Genomic DNA, 25,006 nt, shown 5'->3' on the forward strand with positions numbered 1-25,006 from the left:
TTATGCGGCGCTGCTCAGGTATCGAGCAGCGCCGCACTCCGTTAAGGACCACCTAAACAAAACAGAGGGTGTATGTTCGCCTCACTGAGGTTTGCGCGCCTTCTTCTTCTCGGCCACGACCTTTTCGGCCAGATCCCGGGCGATCGCAAAGGCCCCCTTGATCTTGTCGCTGTCCTTCTTCCAGTCCCGGCGCACCACGATCTTGTTGTCCTTGACCTTGGCCAGGCCGTCTTGCGACTGAATGAACTCCACCAATCCCTGTGGCGAGGCAAACTTGTCGTTGTGAAACTGTAGCGTTGCACCCTTGGGCCCGCCGTCCAACTTGGCGATACCCGCTTTCTTGCACATCGCCTTGATCCGAACAACGAGCATCAACGTGTTGACCTCCTTGGGCAATTTCCCAAATCTGTCGATCAGCTCTGCGGCAAACCCCTCCAGTTCGACCTTCGTCGACAGGGACGACAGACGCCGGTAGAGGCCCAGCCGCACATCGAGGTCGGGAACATAATCCTCCGGTATCAGCACCGGCACCCCGAGGTTGATCTGCGGCGCCCATTGCTCGTCGCCTTCGGTCAGCCCCTCGACCTCACCGGATTTGATCTTGGCGATCGCCTCTTCCAGCATCGATTGGTACAGCTCATAGCCCACATCGCGCATCTGTCCCGATTGCTCTTCGCCCAGCAGATTGCCGGCGCCCCGAATATCAAGATCCTGCGAGGCAAGCGTGAAGCCGGCGCCAAGCGTGTCGAGAGAGCCAAGCACCCGCAGCCGCTTTTCCGCCGTATCGGTCAGGCGCTGACGCGGGCGTGTGGTCAGATAGGCATAGGCGCGTGTCTTCGAGCGCCCGACACGGCCGCGGATCTGATAGAGCTGCGCCAGGCCGAACATATCCGCACGATGCACCACCATGGTGTTTGCGGTTGGAATATCGAGACCGGACTCAACGATCGTGGTGGCCAGCAGGATGTCATACTTGCCGTCATAGAAGGCATTCATACGGTCATCGAGCTCCCCGGCCGCCATCTGCCCATGCGCAACCACATAGCTCAGCTCCGGCAGCTGCTCCTTGAGGAATTCCTCGATCTCCGGAAGATCGGAAATGCGCGGCACCACATAGAAACTCTGCCCACCGCGATAATGCTCGCGCAGCAGAGCCTCGCGGATGGTAATGGCATCAAACTCGGCCACATAGGTGCGGATCGACAGACGGTCCACCGGCGGCGTACCAATTATCGAAAGATCCCGGACACCTGTAAGGCTGAGTTGAAGCGTTCTCGGGATCGGCGTCGCGGTCAGGGTCAGGACGTGAATATCCGTCCGCAGCTGTTTCAGGCGCTCCTTATGCGCCACGCCAAAATGCTGTTCTTCATCAATGATGAGCAGCCCAAGGTTCTGAAACCGAATGTTCTTGGCCAACAGCGCATGGGTGCCGACCACAATATCGACGGTCCCCTTGGCCAGGCCTTCGCGGGTCTGGCTCGCTTCCTTTGAACTGACAAAGCGCGACAACTGCCTGACTTCCAACGGGAATCCCCGAAACCGCTCCTTGAAGCCGGCGGCGTGCTGACGCGCCAGCAGCGTCGTGGGCGCGACAATGGCCACTTGCAGACCCGACATCGCCGCAACAAAGGCCGCCCGCATCGCCACCTCGGTCTTGCCAAAGCCGACATCGCCACAGATGAGGCGATCCATCGGCTGCCCGGAATGCAGGTCCTCCATCACCTCCTCGATCGCCCGAAGCTGATCGTCGGTTTCCTGATAGGGGAAGCGCGCCGAGAACTCCTCCCAGGCATGCGGTGGCGGATCCATCACCGGCGCCTTGCGCAGGGCACGCTCTGCGGCGATCCGGATCAACCGGTCGGCCATCTCGCGAATACGTTCCTTGAGCCGCGCCTTCTTGGCCTGCCAGGCGCCGCCGCCCAGCTTGTCGAGCAGCCCCTCGTCATGACCGTATTTGGACAGCAGCTCGATGTTCTCGACCGGCAGATACAGTTTGCTCTGCTCGGCATATTCCAGCAGCAGGCATTCATGCGCAGCACCCGCCGCCGTGACCACTTCCAAGCCCATGTAGCGCCCGATCCCGTGGTCGACGTGAACCACCAGATCCCCGGGGGTAAGGGATTGAGCTTCGGTCAGGAAGTTCTCGGCTTTCCGACGTTTTTTGGGTTTCCGGATCAGTCGATCGCCGAGGACATCCTGTTCCGAAATGACCGTCATATCCGGCGCTTCAAAGCCATGCTCCAGCGCCCAGACCGCCAGATGCAGCCCTGATTTTCCTATTCTGGTGCCATCAGAAACGGGGATCGTTTCCGCCAGCCCTTCATCCTCGATCAGCCCACTGAGGCGCTCGCGCGCGCCTTCCGAATAGGAGGCCACAACCACCGGTCCCTGCGTCATCCGCGCTTTAATATGATCCGCCAGGGCCCCAAACAGGCTGATGTTTTCCTGCTGACGTTCCGGTGCAAAGTTACGCCCGATCCGCCCGCCGGCATCCACCACGCCGGGACCGCTGGCCTGCGGCAGCGGGTGGAACTGAACAGACCGGCACGCCGCCACCTGCTGATCCCAGGCGGCCTCATCCAGATACAAGAGCTGCGGCGGGGTCGGCTTGTACACCGAATCCATCCGCCCCTTGGCATCCATCGCATGCTTGCGGGTCTCATACTGATCCGCGATACTCTCCCAGCGGGCAATCCGGGCCGGTGTCAGCTGGTCATCCAGGGTGACCGTGGCGTCCGGCAGGTAGTCAAACAGGGTTTCCAGCCGCTCGTGAAAAAACGGCAGCCAATGCTCCATCCCCTGATGCTTTCGCCCGGCGGAGACCGCTTCATACAGCGGATCGTCGCTGCCTGCGGCGCCAAACTCGATCCGGTAATTCTGCCGAAAGCGGGTGATCGCCGCCTCGTCGAGGATCACCTCCGAAACCGGCGCCAGTTCCACCCGGTCCAGCTTTTCGGTCGTCCGCTGCGTCGCCGGATCAAACCGCCGCGCGCCATCCAGTACATCACCAAAGAGATCAAGCCGCACCGGCCCGCTATCACCAGGCGGAAAGATGTCGATGATACCGCCGCGCACCGCGTAATCGCCCGGCTCCATCACCGTGGGGCTTTGGGAAAACCCCATACGTACCAGGAACTTGCGCAGCGCTTCTTCATCGATCCGCGTGTCGACCTGCGCGGTAAAGGCCGCTTCTTTCAGAACCTCACGCGCCGGCACGCGCTGCATCGCGGCGTTGAGGGTCGTCAGCAGCACAAAGCGCCCGGGCATGCCCTGCACCAATCCAGCCAGCGTCGCCATTCGCGCGGCCGAAATATCCGCATTCGGCGACACGCGATCATAGGGCAGACAATCCCACCCCGGAAACACGATGACCGGAAGCTCCGGGGCAAAGAAACGCAACGCCGAGCGCATCGCGTCCATTCGCTTGTCATCGCGGGCAATATGCAGCACCGGCGCGCCAGCGCGGTCCAGTTCACGCAGCACCAACTGCGCGTCAAACCCCTCGGGTGCGCCGCCCATGACGATGGATTTCTGGGACATGTGCTCCCCTTCTTCACGGTTATCCGAGGCTCAGCCGAGCACTCCGTTGGTCAGGTTCTGAATCATGCCCCAGATCCCGGTGACAAAAATCGACACGACACCAACCAGCTGCACATAGAGACGCGTGCGCACGAGCCGGCGGCGCAGGGCGTGATCATCGTGCTCCCTAGCCCGAATGGCGCGCGCTGCTCTCAGGTTGATCAGTCCCACGACATTCATCGGCAGCAGCATCAGCACCAGCGCCTGTGCAAATTCGATGTCATAGACAAAGCCCAGCATCAGCAGCGACGTCAGCACGAAGAACATGAATCCAGTCAGGATAAATCCTGACACATCAGCAACATACAGCAGCCTGTTCACCTGTATGCGAACCAGGTCCCGTAGATCCTGCGCCGATTGCCCCCCGACCCGGGCCGCACGTCCAACCATGTCGTAGGGTACGCCCAACACCCAATGGCTGGCAGAAGACCACAGCACCGCAAGGGCAATCCAGTACCACAGGTTCGAAAAGGATCTCAGGTCGATCAACTCGACGATAATTGCAAATAGGTCCAAGGTCGTGCAAATCCCTGATTTCACCGTCGCACAGGCAACGCGGAGCCAACTTGACGCCCTGTATCCATCGCCACGCGCGCTGATACAAGGGCTGCTGCGTCAGAAATGCACGGGCGCGGCACTTGTGAACCACGCCTGATCCGTGGCACCCATAGGCATCGGAATTTGTCACGAGATCAAGATGCCCCCTATCATTGCACCCTTTCCAGCCGCCCGCCCGCGCCGCCTGCGCGCTTCAGCTGCCGTTCGCAACCTGACGCGGGAACACGAACTTTCGGTGCACGACCTGATCTGGCCGGTGTTTGTACGCGATGGCGAGGGAGTGGAGGAACCGGTTGCATCAATGCCGGGGGTGGTCCGCCGATCCGTCGATAAAGTGGCAGAGGCCGCAATCGAGGCGCATGCGCTCGGCATCCCGGCGATCTGCCTCTTCCCCTACACGGATCCCGCCTTGAAAACGGCAGACTGTGCCGAAGCCTGGAACCCGGACAACCTGTGCAATCGCGCCATTCGCGCCATCAAGGCCGCGGCACCGGATCTGGCAGTGATGACGGATGTGGCGCTCGACCCCTATAATATCAACGGTCATGACGGCTATGTCGTGGACGGCGAAATCCGCAATGATGAAACCGTCGAGGCGCTGGTCCGCATGACCCTGGCGCAAGCCGAGGCCGGCGCGGATATTATCGGCCCCTCGGATATGATGGATGGTCGTGTGGGCGCCATGCGTTCAGCCCTCGAAAAGTCCGGATTTCAGAATGTTACGATCCTGTCTTACTCCGCAAAATATGCCTCGGGGTTTTACGGGCCCTTCCGCGATGCGGTCGGGGCATCCGGCGCTTTGAAGGGCGACAAGAAGACCTATCAGATGGATGCGGGCAACTCGGACGAGGCGATGCGCATGATCGCCCGCGACCTGACCGAAGGCGCAGATATGGTCATGGTGAAACCCGGTCTGCCCTATCTGGACATCTGCCAGCGCGTCAAACGCGAGTTTGCCGTGCCGACCTTTGCCTATCAGGTCTCCGGGGAATACGCCATGATCCAGGCTGCGGCGCAGAATGGCTGGATCGATGGCGAACGGGTGATGCTGGAAAGCCTGATGGCCTTCCGCCGTGCGGGCTGCGACGGTGTGCTGACCTATTTCGCGCCACAGGTCGCGCGGCTGCTGAACGGATAGGCCGGAACACGTGAACGTGACAGCGGGAACCCGCGCATCCGGCGTGGGTTCGAGATGACAGAGGCGCGAAGCTTGCCTATAGTCGGCCCAAACAAGGCGCAAAAGCGCCGACCCACTATGCAGGTAACACCATGAGCAGAACAAATTCCTCTCTGTCCCGCCGCGCCTTCACCACCGCCGGGCTCGCCACGCTGGGCGTGACCGCCGCTTGCGGAAATGGCATCGGCAATACCAATGACGTGAAGATCGACGCCCGCGTGGACGCGACGTTGAACCAGATGTACAGCCGTTATCCCGGCACCCGGGACCTGGCGGAGAAATCCGCGGGCATGCTGGTGATCCCGCTGGTGACCGAGGCAGGGTTCATCTTTGGTGGCGCCTATGGGCGCGGCGCGCTGCGCATCAATGGTGTCACCGTGGACTACTATGCCAATGTCAAAGGCAACGCTGGTCTGCAAATCGGTGCCCAGCAATATGCGCATGTGTTGTTCTTCATGACCGATGCGGCGCTTGCACGGTTCCGCCGTTCTTCGGGTTGGACCGCCGGTGCGGATCTCGAATATGTGGTCAAGGACGAAGGCAATGCGCTGAGCGCCGACACCAACACCCTCACCGCACCGGTGATTGCCGCGGTCTTTGGTCAGGCGGGTTTGCGTCTGGGTGCAACCCTCGAAGGGTCCAAATACACCCGCATCATCCCCTAAGACACTGGTAATTACTGCCTAGTTTCAATGCGTTCAAAGCCTCCCTTAATCCGGGAGGCTTTGCTGTTTGCGGCCCGTCCACGGGCGTGTCGCCCGGATCAATCGAGTGCGCGCAAGCGCTTGATCAGCGCCGAAGTGTCCCAGCGGCCACCACCAAGCTTCTGCACATCCTTGTAGAACTGATCCACCAATGCAGTCACCGGCAGGCTGGCGTTGATGTCATCCGCAGTGTCGAGACAGATCCCGAGATCCTTGCGCATCCAGTCCACCGCAAACCCGTGATCGAACTGATCGTCCAGCATGGTTTCGTAGCGATTGGCCATCTGCCAGCTGCCCGCAGCGCCCTGGCTGATAACCTCAACCACGGCGCGCCCGTCCAGTCCGGCCTTTTCGGCAAAATGCAGCGCTTCGCTGAGGCCCTGCACCAGCCCGGCAATGGCGATCTGATTGCACATCTTTGTCATCTGACCAGCGCCGCTGTCACCGATGCGACGACAGATACGCGCATAGGCGGCCATGATCGGCTCCGCCTTGGTGTATTGATCCGCATCACCACCGCACATGATCGACAAGGCGCCGTTCTCGGCCCCCGCCTGGCCACCGGAAATCGGCGCATCGACAAAGCCCAGCCCTGCCTCTTGCGCAGCCGTATAAAGCTCCCGGGTGACCTGAGCCGAAACGGTGGTGTGATCCACAAAGGTGCTGCCGGACGCCATCCCCGCAAAAGCCCCATCGGCTCCCAGGCAGACCGAGCGCAAATCGTCATCATTGCCGACGCAGGCCATCACGAACTGCGCCTCCGCCGCAGCCTCGCGCGGGGTGGCCGCAGCGCGCCCGCCCGTTTCTGCCGCCCAGGCCTCCGCCTTTGCGGTTGTACGGTTGTAAACTGTTACTTCATGGCCTGCCTTTTGCAGATGTGCCGCCATGGGATACCCCATCACGCCAAGCCCAAGGAACGCAACTTTGGTCATGTCCTTTCCCCCTGATCTGTCTTCGCATATGTTGGCGCCAACCCTAGCACCGCGCCGATCAAGCGCAATGTGTCTTGGCAACAAATCTCGAATTTCCAAGGGAATAGACAAAGAATGGCACGCCTTTTCCGCTGGCTTCTCCGCCTCACGGCCGGTTCGATTCTGCTTGGCCTTGCGGGCGCCGGACTTGTCTATTTTCTCGCCGCACAATCGCTGCCCGATTATGACAAGGAGATCGCACTGCCCGGACCGACCGCGCCGGTGGAAATCGTGCGGGATCACGCCAATGTGCCACATATCTTTGGCAGCTTCGGCGCCTCTGACGAGGATGTATTCTTTGGCCTCGGCTATGCCCATGCGCAGGATCGTCTCTGGCAGATGGCAGTGATGCGCCGCACCGCCCAGGGGCGTCTGTCGGAAATCTTCGGCCCGCGCACGGTCAAAACCGACAGCTTCCTGCGCCGCCTTGACCTCTATCGCACCGCGCGCAGCTCCGTCGCGGCGCAAAGCCCGGAAAGCCTGCGCGCGCTCGAAGCCTATGCCAGCGGCGTCAATGCGCGCCTGCAGGAGGTCAACGAGCGCGCATTGGGGCGTGGCGCGCCTGAAATGTTCCTGTTCAACATGCCGATCGCCCCCTGGCAGCCTGCCGACAGCATCGCGATCATGAAGCTGATGGCGCTGCAGCTCTCCTCGCATCTGCAAGAGGAAATCCTCCGGGCGCAAACCTCCATTGCGCTTGATAACCCCGCGCGGCTGCTGGATATTCTCCCCGACGCGCCGGGCACTGGAACCGCGACGCTTCCCGAATACACCGAGCTGTTTCCCGGCCCGTTCCCCACACCGGGCGCGGCCCCCTCAGAGGGTTCGGAATATGCCGCGCTGATGCCTGTCGCCCCGCGCGGCCTCGGGGGCGCCTCCAACGCCTGGGCCGCTGCCCCCAACCGCTCTGCCGCGGGGGGCACCCTGCTGGCCAATGATCCCCACCTTGGACTGAGCGCTCCCGGTATCTGGTATCTGGCGCGGCTGGAACTGGGCACCGGCGGCGTGATCGGTGGCACCATCCCGGGCATTCCCGCCGTCCTGACCGGGCGGTCGCAGCAGATGGGATGGGGGGTCACCTCGTCCTATCTCGACGATCAGGATCTGTTCGTCGAAAAGATCAATCCCGACAACCCACAGCAGTACCTCAGCCCGACCGGCTACAAGGAGTTCGAGAGCCGCCCTTCCATCGTCCAGATCAAGGGCAACGAACCGCTGACCCTGACGCTGCGCTGGACCGACAATGGGCCGGTACTGCCTGGCTCGCTGTTCGACCTGGCCTCCGTGACGCCGCCCGGCCATGTCATCAGCCTCGGCTGGACAGCGCTGTCGCCCCGCGACACCTCGATGACCGCGGCCTTGGAACTGATGCGCGCACAGACGGTGGAACAGGCGATCATCGCTGGCGAGAACTTCATAGCGCCGTCGCAAAACCTGACCCTGGCCGACGCGGAAACCATTGCGCTGAAAACCGTGGGCGCCATGCCGGACCGCGATCCGCGCAATCAAAGCCAGGGCCGCTTGCCCAATCAGGGCTGGCGTCGGGAAAACCAGTGGCAGGGTCGCCTGCCCTATGCGGCGAACCCGGAGTTTGTCAGCCCGCGCGGCGGCATCCTTGGCAACACCAACAACAAGCTGCTGGACCGGCCCTTTCCCAATCACGTGTCGTTTGAATGGGGCGATACGCAGCGGATCAATCGCTGGCGGCGGCTGATGCAAACGCGCGAGGTGCACACCCGTGACAGCTTTATCGAAGCGCAACTCGACACCGTTTCCTACAGTGCCCGCAGCCTGCTGCCCCTGATCGGGGCTGATCTCTGGTTCACTGGCGAGGCCGCCCCCGACGGCACCCCGGCGCGACAGCGCCAGATCGCCTTGTCGCTGCTGGCAGAGTGGAACGGCGAGATGAACGAACACCTGCCAGAGCCGTTGATCTACGCCAGCTGGGTGCGCGCTTTGCAAAAACGCCTGATCGAGGATGAACTCGGCCCGCTTGCTGATGCGTTTACCCGTGTTGACCCGGTGTTCCTGGAACGGGTGTTCCGCGACATCGACGGGGCTGGCGTCTGGTGTGACGTGCAGCAAAGCGCCCCAACGGAAACCTGCACCGATATGGCGCGATTGGCGCTGGACGATGCATTGGTCTACATCAGCGAGCATTATGGCAATGCGCTGGAGGCCCTGCGCTGGGGCGACGCCCATCAGGCGACGCATGACCATGAGGTCCTCGGCGCAGTGCCCCTGCTGCGCTATTTCGTGAACATCCGTCAATCCACCAGCGGCGGCGACAACACGTTGCAGCGCGGCCTCACCTCGGGAGAGGAGCCTGCGCCGTTTCGCAATGTGCATGCGGCCGGCTATCGCGGGGTTTATGATTTTGCCGATCCGGACAGTTCCGTCTTTATCATCGCAACCGGGCAATCAGGCCACTTCCTGTCGCGCTATTACGATGACATGGCGCAGTTCTGGCGCCGGGGGGAATATATCCCGATGTCGCTGGATGAGGACCTGGCGCGGGCGGCAGCCGTTGGTGTGACCCGGATCCTGCCACGCTGAGGCGGAGGCGGAGGGGCGACAGACGCCGCCCGCCCAGACGCCCCTCTATGGGCCATCTGCGCCATGGGCTGGGCGACGACCCGACATTACCACAGCGCGCCCATCCGGCCCCCAACCGGGGGCCGGATGCGTCGCCGTATAATCAGAGTTTCTCGAATCTGGCCTTTTGCAGATCGGTCCAGCGCACGGTCAGTTCAAACCCTTCATCGGTCTGTTCCTCCGACTGCACCACCTCTTCCTTGAACAGCCAGGCGCGCTGTTTGCCTTGCGAAAATTCAAGGTGAAGCACGTCCGTGTGGCGCACGCCTTGCAGTTTTAGCGCGATCTGAGCAAGAAGCTCCGGCAGCCCCTCGCCTGTGAGCGCCGAAATCGCAAACAGATCGTCGCTCCGCTCTGCCCGCTGGCGACAGGCCTCGGCCTCCTCGGGGGACAGCTGATCGATCTTGTTCCAGACCTCGATCAGGGCGCGATCCTCGTCAACGCCAAGAGAATTCAGGATCTGCGCCACATCTTCGGCCTGGTGATCGCTTTCGCTATGGCTGATATCGCGGACATGCAGGATGACATCCGCGGCCAGCACCTCTTCGAGCGTGGCGCGGAATGCCGCGACCAGTTCCGTCGGCAGATCAGAGATGAATCCCACCGTGTCCGACAGGATCACCTCGGGGCCATCCGGCAGCTCCACCCGCCGCATGGTCGGGTCCAGCGTGGCAAAGAGCATGTCCTTCGCCATCACCTCCGCACCGGTCAGGCGGTTGAAAACAGTAGATTTTCCCGCGTTGGTATAACCAACAAGCGCAACGATCGGATAGGGAACCTTGGCCCGCGCCGCGCGATGCAGGGTGCGGGTTTTCACCACCTTGTCCAGCTGACGGCGCAGGCGCACCAGTTGTTCGTCAATGGCGCGGCGGTCGGCCTCGATCTGGGTTTCGCCGGGGCCGCCGACAAACCCGAGTCCACCACGCTGTCGCTCCAGGTGGGTCCAGGCACGCACCAGACGCGTGCGCTGATAGCTCAGCGCCGCCATTTCCACCTGCAACACGCCTTCGCGGGTGCGCGCACGGTCGGAAAAGATCTCCAGGATCAGCCCCGTCCGGTCAAGGATCTTCACCTTCCAGGCTTTTTCCAGATTGCGCTGCTGCACCGGGCTGACCGGACCGTCGATCAGGACCAGCTCCACCTCTTCCGACTTGAAGACCGCTTTCAGTTCCTCGATCTTGCCGGAGCCAAACAGCATGCCGGGATGCGCCTTGGGCAGCCCCACGACATTGGAGCCGACCACATCCAGGTCGGGCAAGGCGGCGGCGAGCGCCACACCTTCTTCCAGCGCCGGAACAGCGTCGCGGCGCTCTCTGTCTGACTTGATATCCGGATGCAGGACCCAGGCGCGAGTCCGCTTCCTGTCATGCTCCATCAATTGGAGTCTTCACCCTCATAGAGACTGATCGGCTGAGCCGGCATGATGGTCGAGATCGCATGCTTGTACACAAGTTGCGACTGGCCATCGCGGCGCAGCAACACGCAGAAGTTGTCAAACCAGGTGATCACGCCCTGAAGTTTGACACCGTTGATCAGAAAGATTGTGACTGGAACCTTAGTTTTGCGAACGTGGTTCAGGAATGCGTCCTGAAGATTCTGTCTGTCCGAAGCCATTTGTTTATTATCTCGCCTTTGTTCTTGTCACGCGCTGCGGCCCAACGCGTCCCTTACGCGGAGTATGGACGCAGTTTTAGCGGGTTTCCACCCGAAATACGTCATTTTTCTACATGGGTTAACCAGATTCTGTCAGCTCCGCCAGAGATTGGGCGACAGAAGTGCGATAATGGCCAGCGTTTCCAGCCGGCCCAGCACCATGGCAAAACACAGGATCAGCTTTGCCGGGGCTGCCAGCAGCGCAAGTTCGATCGGCACCTGCCCCGCCGCTTCGATCAGCGGCCCGGTGGTGGACAGACCGGCCACGGCCAGAATCATTGCCTGCTCAAACGGGATTCCAAACGCCGAAAGCGCGACGCAGATCAGGGCCAGCGACAAGGCGAACAGCATGAAAAAGATCCAGGCAACGAAGGCGCCATTGCTTTGCAGCCGCCTGTTGCCCCGCCCCTCGCCGCTGACCGACGATGGCAGGACCAGCCGCTCCATCTCGCGCAGGCCGTTGAGATAAAGCGCATAGACCCGCAGCAGTTTCACACCACCGGCGGTGGTGGCCACCCCGCCCCCCATGACCGCAAGACCCAGCAGGATCATGCCCGGCGTCTCCAGCCCGGACCATTCCTGGGCGCTGAACCAATAGCCGCTTTCAAACCCGTTGGTGGTCAGAAAGGAGGTGATGGTGAACAGCGCGCCCCAGAAGGAGGCCAGCGCCATCGACAGATCGTCCGAGGTATTGACCTCAAGCGCCGCAATCCAGTGGCGCAGGAACAGCAGGATCGGCACCCCGAAGATGATCAGCATGCCGGTGCGGAACTCCGGATCCTTGTCCAGCCGCCCATGGCCCACGGCGACGGTATCGCTGGAGAACGTCAGGCGCGACAGCGCAAAGAGCAGGAACAGGAACATGACCATTTCGCCGGCCAGCCCGGACTGGGCCGCGCCAATTCCCCCGATCGGAGACAGGCCGGAGGTCGCCATCACCGACATCGCATGGGACACCGCAACCAGACCACTGTCACCACAGAGCAGCAGCAGCACCGCAAGCGCCAGGGTCAGCCCGACGTAGACCGGGGCAAGGGCCACGGTGACCATGATGAGTTTGCGTCTTGGGTCCGGCCGGTGGCTTTCGCGCAGGATCGCATCGCTGCGCCCAGGCTCCGCCCGGGTTGTCACCTCGAACCCCCCAAGCGACAGCGGCGCCAGCACTGCGGAGGCCGCAATCCACATGAACAAACCGCCGAGCCAGGCCACCAGCACCCGCCACAGATGCACCGACGCCGGCAGGCGACCGGGCTGATCAAAGATATCGGCTCCGGTGGTGGTCAACGCGCTGACCATGTCGAAATAGGCATTCAGATAGCTGGTGTTGCGCAGCGCATCCTGCAACGGCACCGCCAGAAACAGCGGCAGGAACACAAAGGTCGCCAGAAGGGTCATCAGCTGCCCCGGCATCCCGTATCGCGGCACCCGGTTGGACACCGAAAGCCCGATAAAGGTCACCAGGGTCACCCCGACAAGCCCGGAATAGAAAAAGCTCTGCGAGGTATTGTGATCGTCCACCAGCACGGCATGGATCGCGGGAATCCACATGGCGACCGAGAACACGCCCCAGATCAGCAGCAGCAACGGCAGCCGCAGGATGCCACGAACCTGAGAGCGGGGGCGACGGGGCATTCTAGAAATAGTCGATCGAGACCTGCATCAGGCGCTCGACCTCCCGCACGTCCGCCGCCATGGCGAAGAGGGCGATCGTGTCCCCTGCCTCGATCCGCAGGCCACCCGTGGGGCGCATGACCTCACCGTTCTTGCTCACCGCACCGACCAGCACGCCTTCGGGGAAATCAATGTCCCGCAAGGCCTGACCGGCCATGGGCGACGTCGAGAGCACCTCGGTCTCGATCACCTCGGCCTCGGCATCGCCGATGGAATAGACCTGCCGGATGCGTCCATAACGGATATGGCGCAGGATCGAGCTGACGGTGGTGGCGCGCGGGTTGATGTGGGCGTCGATGCCAAGATGCGGCAGCAAAGGCAGCAACGTCGGGTCGTTGATCAGGGCGATGGCAAAGGGACAGCCCTCGGCCTTGGCCCGCACCGCCGCCAGCATGTTGGTCTTGTCATCATCGGTCACCGCCAGCATCGCATCGGCCTTGTCGATCCCGGCCTCGATCATCAGCCCGCGATCCAGCCCGTCCCCGTTCAGAACAATGGTACGCTCCAGTTCTTCGGCGGCCTTCTCGGCGTGTTTCCGGTTCATCTCGATCATCTTGGCACGGGTGCGACCGGCGCGCCCTTCGAGCGCCTTGGCCACTTCCAGCCCGACATTGCCGCCGCCGACGATAACGACGCGCTCTTGCCGTTTCTCTTTCTTGCCAAAGACTTCCATGGTTCTGTTCACGTCATCCGCGTGACAGAAGACATAGGCGGCATCGCCGACAAACAGCTGGTCCCCCGGTTCCGGCGCAAACAGGCTGCCATCGCGGCGGATGCCCACCACGATCGCCCGCAGGGTCGAGAACAGCTCGGTCAGCTGGCGCAGCGGCGTGTTCACCACCGGGCATTCCTCATCGATGTGGATGCCCAGCAATTGCGCCCGTCCCTCCATAAAGACTTCGGTATCAAAGGCCGCCGGCGCGCGCAGCCGCTGCATGGCGGCAGCTGCCACCTCGCGCTCCGGGCTGATGACCACGTCGATCGGCAGGTGATCGCGACGATAGAGGTCGGAATAAATGGCGTTGAGATAGCTTTTGGACCGCAGGCGCGCGATCTTGCGCTGGATGGAGAACACCGAATGCGCGACCTGGCAGGTGACCATGTTCACCTCGTCCGAGTGGGTGGCGGCGATGATCATATCCGCATCCCGCGCCCCGGCCCGATCCAGCACATCCGGATAGGAGGCAAAGCCCGCAATCCCCTGAACATCAAGCGTATCCGTCGCGCGACGCACCAGATCCGGATTGTTGTCCACAACGGTGACATCATTGTGCTCACCCGACAAATGCCGCGCGATCTGCCAGCCGACCTGCCCGGCGCCACAGATTATTACCTTCATCGATCCGCTCTCCGGGCGCTGAAATGCCTGATTTGCATGACAGATGGCTTGGGCAGGGTCAATTCAATTGTCCTTGCCGCAGAGGCCGTCCTCAGACCGCTGTTTCCTCATTCTCGACTCGGGCGATCCGTGTGCCGGCCTTGTTGGAGGTCACCACGCCAAGCGACTTCAACTTGCGATGCAGCGCCGAACGTTCCATGCCGACAAAAGAGGCCGTGCGGCTGATATTGCCGCCAAACCGGTTGATCTGGGTCAGGAGGTATTCACGTTCAAAGGCTTCGCGCGCCTCGCGCAGCGGCAATGTCGCCAGGGCCCCGGACAGCACGACACGGCCTTCTGTTTCGACCTTTTCCTCTTCGCTGGGCAGATCCTTGGCCTGGATCGGCTCGGAGGATTCTCCAAGGATCAGAACACGTTCCACCAGGTTCTTGAGCTGGCGCACATTGCCCGGCCAGGTCATGGTCTGCAAAAGCGCCACCGCATCATCACTGAGCGCCCGCAGAGGCAGACCCTGGGATTTGTTGAAACCTTCGATGAAATACTGGGCCAACAACGGAATATCCTCGCGCCGCTCGGACAGGGCCGGTACGCAGATCGGCACCACGTTGAGGCGGTGGTAGAGTTCCTGACGGAAGTTCCCGTCAGTGATTTCCTGTTCCAGATCACGGCTGGTCGCGGATACCACCCGCAGGTCGACCTTGATCTTCTCGGTTCCGCCAACCCGCACAAACTGCTGATCGACCAGCACCCGCAGGATCTTGGACTGGGTGCCCGACGGCATATCGGCGACCTCGTCAAAGAAGACAACGCCGCCATCCGCCTGTTCCAGCAGCCCCGGTTCGATGCCGCGCTCGCCGCTTTCACGGCCGAACAGAACGTCCTCCATCCGCTCTGGCTCGATACTGGCGCAGTTCACCGTCACAAAAGGCGCACCGGCCCGGTTCGAATTGGAATGGATGTAACGCGCCGCGACCTCCTTGCCGCTGCCCGCAGGGCCCGTCAGCATGACGCGGCCATTGGATTTGGTCACCTTGTCGAGCTGCCCGACAAGCGTGCGGAACGCGGGCGATGTGCCCACCATATCCGCTGCGCCCACATCCTTGCGCCGCAGGTCAGTGTTTTCGCGCCGCAGCCGCGAGGTTTCCATCGCGCGGCGAATAACGACCATCAACTGGTCGATGTTAAAGGGTTTTTCGATAAAGTCATAAGCGCCCTGTTTGATCGCGGCGACCGCGATCTCGATATTGCCATGACCGGAAATGATCACCACCGGCACCTCGGGATAGTCCCGTTTGACGACCTTCAGAATATCGATGCCATCCATCTGACTGTCCTTCAGCCAGATGTCGAGGATCAGCAGCGAGGGGCGCGCGTCCTCAAAGGCCGCCATGCATTCTTCTGAATTCGCGGCCTTTCGCGTGGCGTAGCCCTCATCCTCCAGAATGTCCGAAACCAATTCCCGGATGTCACGTTCATCGTCAACAATCAGAATGTCACTCATGTCAGCCCTGCTACTACGGTTTGTTTGTGGACGGTACTGTCCGGCGCGAACGCCGGGAGGCGGATCACCGCCATGGCACCTGTGTGGCGATTTCCGTCAAAGAGCGGCGCGTCTTCCAGCGCCAAGGTGCCGCCATGCTCTTCGATGATCTTCTTGACGATCGGCAAGCCGAGCCCGGTGCCTTCGTCGCGGGTGGTCACATAGGGTTCGAACAGCCGTGCCCGATCTGCCGGCAGGCCGACCCCGTTGTCGGCAATCGTGATCACATGACCCAGCGCATCAGAGCGCACCTGCACCCGAATCTCCGGTGCATAATCTTCTGGCGCGCCTTTTTGTTTCAGCGTTTCCGTGGCTTCGCCGGCGTTCTTGATGAGGTTGGTCAGCGCCTGCCCGATCATTGTCGCATCAACATCGACCTTGAGCTCTTGCTCCGGCAGATCGGAATGGATGCGCAAATCGGGTTGGCCGGCCTGCTGCAACAACACCGCCTCCTGCACCAATTTGCCCAGATCTTCTTCGCGACGGTCCGGTTCGGGCATGCGCGCGAACTTTGAAAACTCATCCACGATACGACGCAGGTCATTGGTCTGACGCACGATCACATCCGTCATGGATTGCAGCTGATCGCTGTGATCCTCTCCCAGTTTGGGGGCGAATTTGCGCTTGATACGCTCTGCACTGAGTTGAATTGGCGTCAGGGGGTTCTTGATTTCATGGGCAATCCTGCGCGCCACGTCTCCCCAGGCCGCCATCCGCTGCGCGCTGACCAGGTCCGTCACATCGTCAAAGGCCACAACATAGCCCTCTAGATCATGCTCGCCCGAACGCCGGCGCGCCATGCGCACCAAAAGGTTCTCGAGGCGGCCCTGGCGCGTCACCTTGATCTCGCTCTGCGCCACGCCGGACCCGCTTTCGATCAGGTCGTCAAACAGGGGCCCGAATTCCGGCACCGCAACCGCAAGCGCCACGGATTGCTGGTCTTCCTGCCAGTCCAGCAGACGTTTGGCTGATTTGTTGACAAAGGTCACACGCCCCTTTGCATCCAGCCCAACCACCCCCGAGGTGACGGAGGACAACACGGAATCAAACAGGCGGCGACGCTGTTCGATCTGCCGGGTATTTTCCAAAAGCGTTTCCCGCTGCGCCTGAAGTTGCTGCGTCATCTGGTTGAAATACCGGCTCAATTGCGCAATTTCGTCATCGCCTTGCTCTTCGGTGACCTGCACGCTGAGGTTACCGGCCCCGACCCGCTGCGCAGCGACGGTCAAACGCCCGACCGGGCGCGACAGGCGCTCGGCAAACCACATGCCAAGCCACATCGCCGCGAGGATCAGGATCACCGCAAATCCAAGATACAAGAGGCCGAATTCGAACAACACCCGGCCCCGTTCGCTCTCCAGCTGCTGATAGAGATGCGCCGTTTCCTGCGTGTCGTCGAGCAGCTTGAGCAATTCCCCGTCGACATCGCGACTGACGTAGAGATAGCGGTCAACAAAGGCATTCAGACGCACGAGCGCACGAAATTCGCTGTTCTCCCAGTCCTGGATCACATGCAGGCCGGTTTCTTCTGCTGCGCCGATATGCTCCAACGTCGGCATCTCGAAATCAAATTCGTAGGAGCGTTCGCCCCGGGTCTGAATCACCCCGGTTCCGTTGATCACATAGGCCTCTTGCAAGCCACGCTGGATCTGCAACTGCCCCTGCGACAGAAACTGACGCAGCTCGCCGTCACTCATAAAGAAATTCTTGGACCGGCTGTGGTCCAGAAAGCGCGCCAGCGCCAGCGCGTCCTGCTCCAGATCCTGGCGTTGCTGGCGCTCGTAGGCCTCTGCGGCCTTGACCGAATTGCCGATCGCGTCGCGCACGCGATCCGAAAACCAACCCTCCAGCCCCACGTTCACCGTCAAAACTGCAAAGACCGCGACCGTTACGGTTGGCACAAGGGCCAAGAATGCAAAGGCACCGATCAGCCGCAGGTGCAGCCGTGAGCCAGCCGATTTTTCGCGCCGCGCCGCGATCAGGCGCCCGATCTGACTCAGCACCATGGCGGCGATCGCCAGCACATAGACCAGATCAGCGAGCAGAATCAGTCGCAGCGCTGGGGAGCTCGCCCCTTGCCCAAACGGACCGATCACCAGAAAGGTAACCATCGCCATCGCCGGGCCAAGGAACACCAGCCCAAGCGTGGTGAAGTTGCGCGCCCTGCGCGATTTTCGCCAGCGATCCAAGGCTGCAAACCAAAGATACACCGAGCGGATATGTGACATCTGCGCCACCGCCTGCCCCCAGCTGATGTTGGGCGTTTCTCGCCCACCACATGATTTCGCGGTCCGCCATGCGCCTTCTGGCGCCACGGACACGCTTCTGTGGCGAGATTACATCAGTTTGCGACGGCGTGTCACCTCAATATCGAGATCCGTGATTTTCTTGCGCAGCGTATTGCGGTTGATCCCCAGCAAATCGGCGCATTTGGCCTGATTTCCGCCGGTTGCGGCCAGCGAAATCTCGATCAGAGGCGTTTCGACTTCCTTCAACAAGCGGGCATAGAGCCCGGGCGGCGGCAGCATGTCCCCGTGCAGGTCGAAATAGCGCTGCAAATGCCGCGCCACCGCATCCGAAAGCTTCTCATTGCTGGCGCCGCCCCCCATCACGGGCTCGACCCCGGTGGTCTGCGGCCCCAGCGCCGCGGCGACCTCGCCCTTGCCGATCTCTTCGCTACGTGCCGTAAGCGCAAGCCTTTTCACAATATTTTCCAGTTGCCGCACATTCCCCGGCCAGGCGTAGTGTCGCAAGAGATCCCGGGCGTCCTCACTCAGGACGCGACGCGCGGCCCCTTCGCTCTCTGCGCGCAGCAGGAAATGCTCGCATAGCAGGGCAATGTCTTCGACCCGATCCCGCAGCGCCGGGACGACAAGCTCCGACCCGCAGATCCGATAGTATAGATCCTGGCGCAGCGCGCCGTCGTCCAACTGCTCAGCAAGATCTTGCTGACTGGTGGTGGCGATGAACCGGGGGGCATGATCGCCCGGGGAATCCATCATCCGAACCAGACGCGCCTGCGCCTCATCCGTCAGATCCACCAGCTCATCAATCAGCAGCGTGCCGCCCTTCACCTGGGCAAGCAGTCGCGAAGGGCCCTCCAACTCGATCAGATCCGCGGCGTCGGCGACCACAAACGGCAGCGTGCGCCGGTCCGAGAAATCGTGAATCGCCCGTGCGATCAGAGACTTACCGGTGCCACTTTCACCCGTGATCAGCAGCGGCATATCGGTGTTCATCACCCGTGCGATCAGACGATAGAGCGTCTGCATCACCTCGGTGCGCCCCACCAAGGGCAGCTCATCCGGGCGCTCCTCCGACACTTCAACCTGACCAGCAACCTGTGCGCTGCGCTTTTCCGTCAGCGCCTTGGCGGTGCGCTTCATCAGTTCGGGCAGATCAAAGGGCTTGGGCAGGTAGTCGTAGGCCTCCGCCTCGGCAGCCTTGATCGCAGTCATGATCGTGTTTTGCGCCGAGATCACGATGACCGGCAGACCCGGACGGTCCTGAGCGATCTTCGGCAGCATCTCCAGCCCGTTCCCGTCCGGCATCATCACGTCGGAGATCACCACATCGCCCTTGCCTTCGCCAACCCAGCGCATCAGCGTCGTCAAGGAGGAGGTCGCATGGACCTTGCAGCCCGCCCGGGTCAAGGCCTGGGTGAGGACTGTGCGGATCGTACGGTCGTCGTCTGCCACAAGAACGGTGCCGTCCATGTCTTTGTTCTCCTGAGTTATTTCTGCTCTCGCGGTGCACGCGAAAGCGACAATCTGAAGGTGGTGTTCCCGGGCTCGGAACGCACCGAAATCCAGCCGTTGTGGTCGCCGATAATCTTGCTGACCAAGGCCAGTCCAAGGCCGGTGCCGTTCTCCTTGCCGGAGACGAAGGGTTCAAAAATGTCCTCGCGGATACTCTCCGGCAGGCCGGGCCCGTCGTCGCTGATCTCGATCTGGAGCGGCAACAGCTTGCCTTGCCCATCGCTGCGACGCAGACGGAAGGAATGCTCGTAGAACGTGCGTACGGTGATGGTGCCGCCGGTCGTCCCCGCCGCCTCGGAGGCGTTCTTCAGAAGGTTCAGCACCACCTGCAACAGCTGATCCGGGTCTCCCCATGCCAGTGGCAGCGAGGGGTCGTATTTCTCGATGATCTTCATATGGGCGCCAAACCCCAACAGGGCCGAGCGGCGCGCGCGGTCCAGAACATCATGCAGGTTGACCGGCTTCAGATCGGGCTCCGAGAGGTTTCCGAATTGCTCCACTTGCTCAAGCAGCTTTACGATCCGACGGCTTTCACTCACGATTAGGTCTGTGAGTTCAAGGTCATCGGGCGCGAGGTTCATGCTCAACAGCTGCGCCGCACCGGTGATCCCCGCCAGTGGATTCTTGATTTCATGCGCGAGCATTTCTGCCATGCCGATGGCTGACTGCGCGGCGGATTTTGCCGAATGGGTCTGTGTCATCCGCCCCGCCAACTCGCGCGGCGACAGCATCAGGAGCATATGGCCGGGATGTCCATGCAACGGCGCGATCTGCACCGCGCATTGCAGCGGCGCCCGTTCGCGCGCCCCAACATCCACATCATTCACAAACAGCGGCGTACCCTGCGCGCGCGCCTTGTCAAACGCGGTTTCAATCGCGGCTTCGATTGCGACCTTCTGCCAAATCCGCTTGCCGATCAGAGACTTGCGGGAGGAATTGATGAATCCTTCGGCGGCGGAGTTCACATCCACGATGCAGTTTTCAGCATCGACCAGAAAGGCCGGCACCGGCAGCGACGCCCAGATGGCACATTCGGTGCTGTGAGGAACATCAGCAGCATTCATGCCGCGTCCTCCTGCGTCTGATCCTGCAATGCCGCCGGCAACAAGCGCAGCACCTCTGCCGGGGTCTTGGCGGTCAAAACCTCACGCCGCAGGGCTGTTGGCGCGCCTGCCTCATCCATATACCAGCCTAGGTGTTTGCGCGCGACACGCAGGCCCAGATCCTCGCCATAGAACTCAAGCATCGCCTCATAGTGCCTTGATACCATGTCGACAAAATCCCCTTGGGTGGGAATATCAGGCGCAGCACTGTCCCAGAGCTCATGCGCGACCTGTGCCAGCAGCCAGGGCTTGCCCTGCACGCCTCGCCCGATCATCACGCCATCTGCGCCAGAGGCCCCCAGCGCCTGCCGCGCAGTGGCTGCATCGACAATGTCGCCATTGGCCAGCAGCGGCACGGAGACCGCATTCCGAACCTCGGCAATCGCTGCCCAATCGGCCTGCCCTTTGTAGAACTGGCAGCGCGTGCGACCGTGAATTGTCACCATCTGCACCCCGGCGTCTTGCGCCCGGCGCGCCACGTCTGCGGCATTCAGACAATTGTCATCCCAACCGAGCCGGGTTTTCAACGTGACGGGCACATCGACCGCCTCGACCACTGCCTCAATGAGCGACAGCGCATGATCCGGCGCCTTCAGGAGCGCCGAGCCGGAATACCCGTTCGTTACCTTCTTGGCCGGGCAGCCCATATTGATGTCGATCATGCGCGCCCCGCTGTCCGCAACCCGCCGCGCGGCCTCGGCCATCCAATAGGCCTCTCGCCCGGCGATCTGGACGGAGGTATTTTCCACATCCGCGCTCAGTTCAGCCTTTTCGCGCACGCCGGGCTTGGCCTGCACCATTTCCTGACTGGCGACCATTTCGCTCACCACAAGGCCCGCACCAAAAGAGCGCACCAGATCGCGGAAGGGACGATCCGTGATGCCAGCCATCGGCGCCAGCGCCACGGGAGGATCGAGATGTGTGGGTCCGACTGAGAAGGACAAGTGCTTAATCCTTGTGCATATGAGTGTTTATTAGCTTGAAACGGAGCTATGCTCCATTCCAACACGCCATTCCAGCCCGGCATATCGGGTGCATTGCCTAATTTTTGTGCAAATAACCTCGGGGCGTTGCTAGTTTATCCACCGCACCGTAAACACGCCGAAAGATTGCCCCAGCTGAGGACGTGTCTCTCGCCATGACCATCGCCGTTTTGATTGTTGCCGCTGGCAAAGGAACCCGCGCCGGCGGCGGCATGGCCAAACAATGGCGCCCGTTGGCCGGGCAGCGGGTGATCGACTGGACCATCGCGGCGTTCCAACGTGCGGGCTGCGACACGATCATGGTGGTGCGCGATCCGGAAAATGAGCACGCGGCAGAGGCGCTCGCAGGTCACAATGACCTTCTGTATGCCGATGGCGGCGCTGACCGGTCAACCTCGGTCCGCAACGGATTGATCGCGCTCAAGGATCGCGGCATCACGCGGGTCCTGATCCACGATGCCGCGCGCCCCTGTGTAAGCACGGAGGTGATCCAGGAGACACTCGCCGCTCTGGATCACGCCCCCGCCGCCGCACCGGGGCTTGCGGTGACAGATGCGCTTTGGACCGGGGCTGAGGGCCATGTCACCGGCACCCAGGACCGCAACGCCTTGTTTGCCGCGCAAACCCCGCAGGCGTTTCATTTTGACGCAATCCTTGCGGCGCATCTTGCACTGGATGAGGTGGCGGCAGACGATGTGGAGGTCGCGCGCAAGGCGGGGCTGCCCGTACGCATCACCCAAGGCGACGTCAACAATATCAAGATCACCCGGCCCGAGGATTTTGCCCGCGCCGAACATATATTGAGGAGCAACATGGACGGCATTCCGGATATCAGACTGGGCAACGGCTACGACGTGCATCGTTTTGGTCCCGGTGATCACGTGACCCTCTGCGGTATTGAGGTTCCCCATGACCGCGGCCTGCAAGGCCACTCGGACGCCGATGTGGGCATGCATGCGGTGACGGATGCGCTCTATGGGGCGATGGCGGAGGGCGATATCGGACGTCACTTCCCGCCCAGCGACCCGCAGTGGAAAGGTGCTGCGTCAGAGATTTTCCTGCGTCATGCGGTGGATCTCGCCCGCTCCAAAGGCTTTGTCATCAGCAATGTCGACTGTACGCTGGTCTGTGAGTTCCCCAAAATCGGCCCCCACGCCGAGACCATGCGCACGCAAATGGCCGAGATCATGGGGCTTGATCGCAACCGCGTGTCGGTGAAGGCCACGACGTCCGAACGTCTGGGCTTTACCGGCCGTGGCGAGGGGATTGCGGCGCTTGCCACCGCAACGCTGGTGCGCACATGACACTTCCACAACTCATTGGAACCTGTTGTGGTGTCGGGTATTTACGCCCTGCCCCCGGCACTTGGGGTTCGCTGGTCGCGCTGCCCTTGACCTATGCGCTGCATGTGGCTGGCGGCTTTCCTCTGCTGGCGGCGGTGACGATCCTCGCGATCGTTGTCGGCCTCTGGGCCGCCACTGAGATGACTCGCGGCCAGGAAGATCTGGATCCATCGGAATTTGTATTGGATGAACTCGCCGGGCAGATGCTGGCGCTTTGGGCGATCTCGCTGCCTGCGTGGCTACACGGTCTGGATATCACAGCGCTTTGGCCCGGTTGGGTTGCAGGTTTCATCCTGTTTCGCCTCTTTGACATCTGGAAACCGGGGCCTGTTGGCTGGGCGGACCGCAAGAAAGGCCCGTTTGGTGTGATGATGGATGATGTGATCGCCGGGGTCATGGCCGGGATTGGCGTCGCCCTTCTGGCGGGGTTCTCGCATGGGGTGCTTGGGTTATGAATATCAACACCATGTTGGATCTTGCTAAAGCGCAAGGCGCAACCCTTGCCACCGCCGAGAGCTGCACCGGAGGCATGATCGCCGCCGCGCTGACGGATATTCCCGGCTCCTCTGCGGTGGTGGACCGGGGGTTTGTCACCTACTCCAACGCGGCAAAGATGCAGATGCTTGGTGTAAGTGCCCAAACACTCAAGGATTTTGGCGCGGTGAGCGAAGAGACCGCGCGCGAAATGGCCGAGGGCGCGCTGCGCGCCGCGGGAACCACCTTTGCGGTGTCCGTCACCGGCATCGCTGGTCCCGGAGGATCAGAGCACAAACCCGAAGGGCGTGTCTGTTTTGGTCTGGCGCAATCCGGCGCAGAGACGGTGACAGAACTGGTGGATTTTGGCGCGTTGGGACGGGATAAGGTGCGCCTTGCCAGCCGGGATCATGCGCTTGCAATGCTCCGGCGCGCGCTGGAACGGCGCACCGCCTAAAACGCCAAAATCCCCTTGTTAGAGCCTGATATCTTCAGCCATAGAGCTCTGCTGCGCGGCGTTCAAACGCGCGCACGATCCGCTGCATCGCCTCGTTGAAGACCACACCGATGATCCCCTGCAACACGGCGTTCTTGAACTCGAAATCGACAAAGAAACTCACATCACAACCGCCATCCGCACGATCAGCAAACGCCCAGTTGGATTTCATATAGCGAAACGGCCCATCGAGGTATTCGGTGTCGATCTTGTGTTCATCGGGGTGCAGCACCACGCGGCTGCCGAAGCGTTCCCGAAACACCTTGAAGGAAATCACCAGATCCGCCTCCATCACCTCGGACGCACCCTGCGGTGTGCGGCTGCGGATGCGCGCGGCGGCGCACCACGGCAGGAATTTCGGGTATGATCCCACATCCGCCACCAGATCATACATCTGCTGGGCGCTATAGGGCATCGGTCGGGTTTCCGAATGTGTTGGCATCTCAGCTCAATTCGTCTTCTGTACAGGTGGCGCGTGGTGTCCTATGAACGCGTGCGAAATTCAAGGGGGCAAGCATGTCAGAGCGACCATATGTCATTGATGTAATGATCTCGGCCAAGGCCATCGCTGCACGAATCGAAGAGCTATGCGGCGACATCACCGCCGAGTTTGGCGACACCGACAAGCTGGTGGTCGTGGGCCTGTTGCGCGGCAGTTTCGTGTTCATCGCCGATCTGGTGCGAGAGCTGGACCTGCCGATCGAGGTGGATTTCCTTGAGGCGTCCTCGTATGGCGACGGCATGGAAAGCAGCCGAGAGGTACGCATTCTCAAAGACTTGCGCGGCGCAATTGAAGGGCGAGACGTGCTGGTGGTCGAGGATATCGTCGACACCGGTCACACGCTGAATCACGTGATCTCCCTCCTCAAGAGCCGCAAGCCCGCGCGCCTCAAATCCATCGCCCTGCTCGACAAACCCTCCCGCCGCGAGGTGGATTTCCGCGCCGACTGGATCGGGTTTGAAATCCCGGATGAATTTGTCGTGGGATATGGCATCGATTTTGCTCAGCGCAATCGCAACCTGCCCCACATCGGCAAGGTCCGCTTTACCTGAGCCTGTTGC

20 protein-coding genes are annotated in these 25,006 nt (G+C 61.5%); 7 read left to right on the top strand and 13 right to left on the bottom strand.

What is annotated here, in order from left to right; genetic code table 11:
• Positions 1 to 81: 81 nt before the first annotated feature.
• A complete protein-coding gene (mfd, locus tag MHM97_RS07640) occupies positions 82 to 3,540 on the bottom strand; it encodes a transcription-repair coupling factor (protein ID WP_239321505.1) in 3,459 nt (1,152 codons plus the stop codon).
• Between the two features lie 30 nt (positions 3,541 to 3,570).
• Positions 3,571 to 4,095 carry a component of SufBCD complex gene (locus MHM97_RS07645; protein ID WP_239321507.1) on the bottom strand — a complete coding sequence of 175 codons (525 nt, stop codon included), beginning with the start codon at positions 4,093 to 4,095 and terminating at the stop codon, positions 3,571 to 3,573.
• Positions 4,096 to 4,276: 181 nt separating this feature from the next.
• Between MHM97_RS07645 and hemB the strand changes: the two genes are divergently transcribed.
• Together hemB and MHM97_RS07655 are read left to right on the top strand one after the other, a co-directional pair.
• Positions 4,277 to 5,275 (top strand): porphobilinogen synthase, encoded by a 999-nt coding sequence (gene hemB / locus MHM97_RS07650; RefSeq protein WP_239321509.1) that lies wholly within the window; start codon positions 4,277 to 4,279, stop codon positions 5,273 to 5,275.
• A gap of 131 nt (positions 5,276 to 5,406) precedes the next feature.
• Positions 5,407 to 5,979 (top strand): YSC84-related protein, encoded by a 573-nt coding sequence (locus MHM97_RS07655; RefSeq protein WP_239321511.1) that lies wholly within the window; start codon positions 5,407 to 5,409, stop codon positions 5,977 to 5,979.
• A gap of 98 nt (positions 5,980 to 6,077) precedes the next feature.
• Here MHM97_RS07655 and MHM97_RS07660 read toward each other — a convergent pair whose 3' ends face one another.
• Positions 6,078 to 6,950 carry an NAD(P)-dependent oxidoreductase gene (locus MHM97_RS07660; RefSeq protein WP_239321513.1) on the bottom strand — a complete coding sequence of 291 codons (873 nt, stop codon included), beginning with the start codon at positions 6,948 to 6,950 and terminating at the stop codon, positions 6,078 to 6,080.
• A gap of 114 nt (positions 6,951 to 7,064) precedes the next feature.
• Here MHM97_RS07660 and MHM97_RS07665 point away from each other — a divergent pair, with 114 nt between their 5' ends.
• Positions 7,065 to 9,545 carry a penicillin acylase family protein gene (locus tag MHM97_RS07665; protein ID WP_239321515.1) on the top strand — a complete coding sequence of 827 codons (2,481 nt, stop codon included), beginning with the start codon at positions 7,065 to 7,067 and terminating at the stop codon, positions 9,543 to 9,545.
• A 142-nt stretch (positions 9,546 to 9,687) separates the two neighbouring features.
• Here MHM97_RS07665 and hflX read toward each other — a convergent pair whose 3' ends face one another.
• The 9 genes from hflX to dusB all read right to left on the bottom strand — a co-directional run bounded on the left by hflX (position 9,688) and on the right by dusB (position 21,592).
• Positions 9,688 to 10,959, bottom strand: coding sequence for a GTPase HflX (gene hflX / locus MHM97_RS07670; protein ID WP_239321517.1), 1,272 nt, complete (start codon positions 10,957 to 10,959; stop codon positions 9,688 to 9,690).
• Entirely contained in the window at positions 10,959 to 11,198 is a 240-nt protein-coding gene (gene hfq / locus MHM97_RS07675) for an RNA chaperone Hfq (protein ID WP_005611588.1), read from the bottom strand. Before hfq ends, hflX begins: the two co-directional genes overlap by 1 nt.
• 132 nt (positions 11,199 to 11,330) lie before the next feature.
• A complete protein-coding gene (locus MHM97_RS07680) occupies positions 11,331 to 12,869 on the bottom strand; it encodes a TrkH family potassium uptake protein (RefSeq protein WP_239321519.1) in 1,539 nt (512 codons plus the stop codon).
• 1 nt (position 12,870) lies between these two features.
• A complete protein-coding gene (trkA, locus tag MHM97_RS07685) occupies positions 12,871 to 14,247 on the bottom strand; it encodes a Trk system potassium transporter TrkA (protein ID WP_239321521.1) in 1,377 nt (458 codons plus the stop codon).
• A gap of 91 nt (positions 14,248 to 14,338) precedes the next feature.
• Positions 14,339 to 15,748, bottom strand: a complete 1,410-nt coding sequence (gene ntrX / locus MHM97_RS07690) for a nitrogen assimilation response regulator NtrX (protein ID WP_239321523.1) — start codon at positions 15,746 to 15,748, stop codon at positions 14,339 to 14,341.
• The gene (locus MHM97_RS07695) at positions 15,745 to 18,024 is read right to left on the bottom strand and encodes a sensor histidine kinase NtrY-like (RefSeq protein ID WP_239321525.1); all 2,280 of its coding nucleotides are present in this window, start codon (positions 18,022 to 18,024) and stop codon (positions 15,745 to 15,747) included. Before MHM97_RS07695 ends, ntrX begins: the two co-directional genes overlap by 4 nt.
• Before the next feature lie 99 nt (positions 18,025 to 18,123).
• Positions 18,124 to 19,503: a response regulator gene (locus MHM97_RS07700; protein WP_239321527.1), complete on the bottom strand. Its 1,380-nt coding sequence runs from the start codon at positions 19,501 to 19,503 to the stop codon at positions 18,124 to 18,126.
• A gap of 17 nt (positions 19,504 to 19,520) precedes the next feature.
• Positions 19,521 to 20,609: a two-component system sensor histidine kinase NtrB gene (locus tag MHM97_RS07705; protein WP_239321529.1), complete on the bottom strand. Its 1,089-nt coding sequence runs from the start codon at positions 20,607 to 20,609 to the stop codon at positions 19,521 to 19,523.
• Entirely contained in the window at positions 20,606 to 21,592 is a 987-nt protein-coding gene (gene dusB, locus MHM97_RS07710; RefSeq protein ID WP_239321531.1) for a tRNA dihydrouridine synthase DusB, read from the bottom strand. Before dusB ends, MHM97_RS07705 begins: the two co-directional genes overlap by 4 nt.
• Positions 21,593 to 21,786: 194 nt before the next feature.
• Here dusB and MHM97_RS07715 point away from each other — a divergent pair, with 194 nt between their 5' ends.
• Genes MHM97_RS07715 through MHM97_RS07725 form a run of 3 tightly spaced genes read left to right on the top strand, consistent with a single transcriptional unit; the run spans position 21,787 to position 23,905 of the window.
• Complete coding sequence (locus MHM97_RS07715) at positions 21,787 to 22,935, top strand: bifunctional 2-C-methyl-D-erythritol 4-phosphate cytidylyltransferase/2-C-methyl-D-erythritol 2,4-cyclodiphosphate synthase (RefSeq protein WP_239321533.1); 1,149 nt, start codon at positions 21,787 to 21,789, stop codon at positions 22,933 to 22,935.
• On the top strand, positions 22,932 to 23,429 hold the full coding sequence (locus tag MHM97_RS07720; RefSeq protein WP_239321535.1) for a phosphatidylglycerophosphatase A family protein: 498 nt from the start codon (positions 22,932 to 22,934) through the stop codon (positions 23,427 to 23,429). The genes MHM97_RS07715 and MHM97_RS07720 overlap by 4 nt, the downstream gene beginning before the upstream one ends.
• Positions 23,426 to 23,905 carry a CinA family protein gene (locus MHM97_RS07725; RefSeq protein ID WP_239321537.1) on the top strand — a complete coding sequence of 160 codons (480 nt, stop codon included), beginning with the start codon at positions 23,426 to 23,428 and terminating at the stop codon, positions 23,903 to 23,905. Before MHM97_RS07720 ends, MHM97_RS07725 begins: the two co-directional genes overlap by 4 nt.
• A gap of 34 nt (positions 23,906 to 23,939) precedes the next feature.
• Here the strand turns inward: MHM97_RS07725 and MHM97_RS07730 are convergent, their stop codons facing one another.
• Entirely contained in the window at positions 23,940 to 24,386 is a 447-nt protein-coding gene (locus MHM97_RS07730; protein ID WP_239321539.1) for a type II toxin-antitoxin system RatA family toxin, read from the bottom strand.
• A 74-nt stretch (positions 24,387 to 24,460) separates the two neighbouring features.
• Between MHM97_RS07730 and hpt the strand changes: the two genes are divergently transcribed.
• A complete protein-coding gene (gene hpt / locus MHM97_RS07735) occupies positions 24,461 to 24,997 on the top strand; it encodes a hypoxanthine phosphoribosyltransferase (RefSeq protein WP_239321541.1) in 537 nt (178 codons plus the stop codon).
• Positions 24,998 to 25,006 lie beyond the last annotated feature (9 nt).

This window comes from Epibacterium sp. Ofav1-8 (genome assembly GCF_022348185.1).
Lineage (GTDB): Bacteria > Pseudomonadota > Alphaproteobacteria > Rhodobacterales > Rhodobacteraceae > Epibacterium.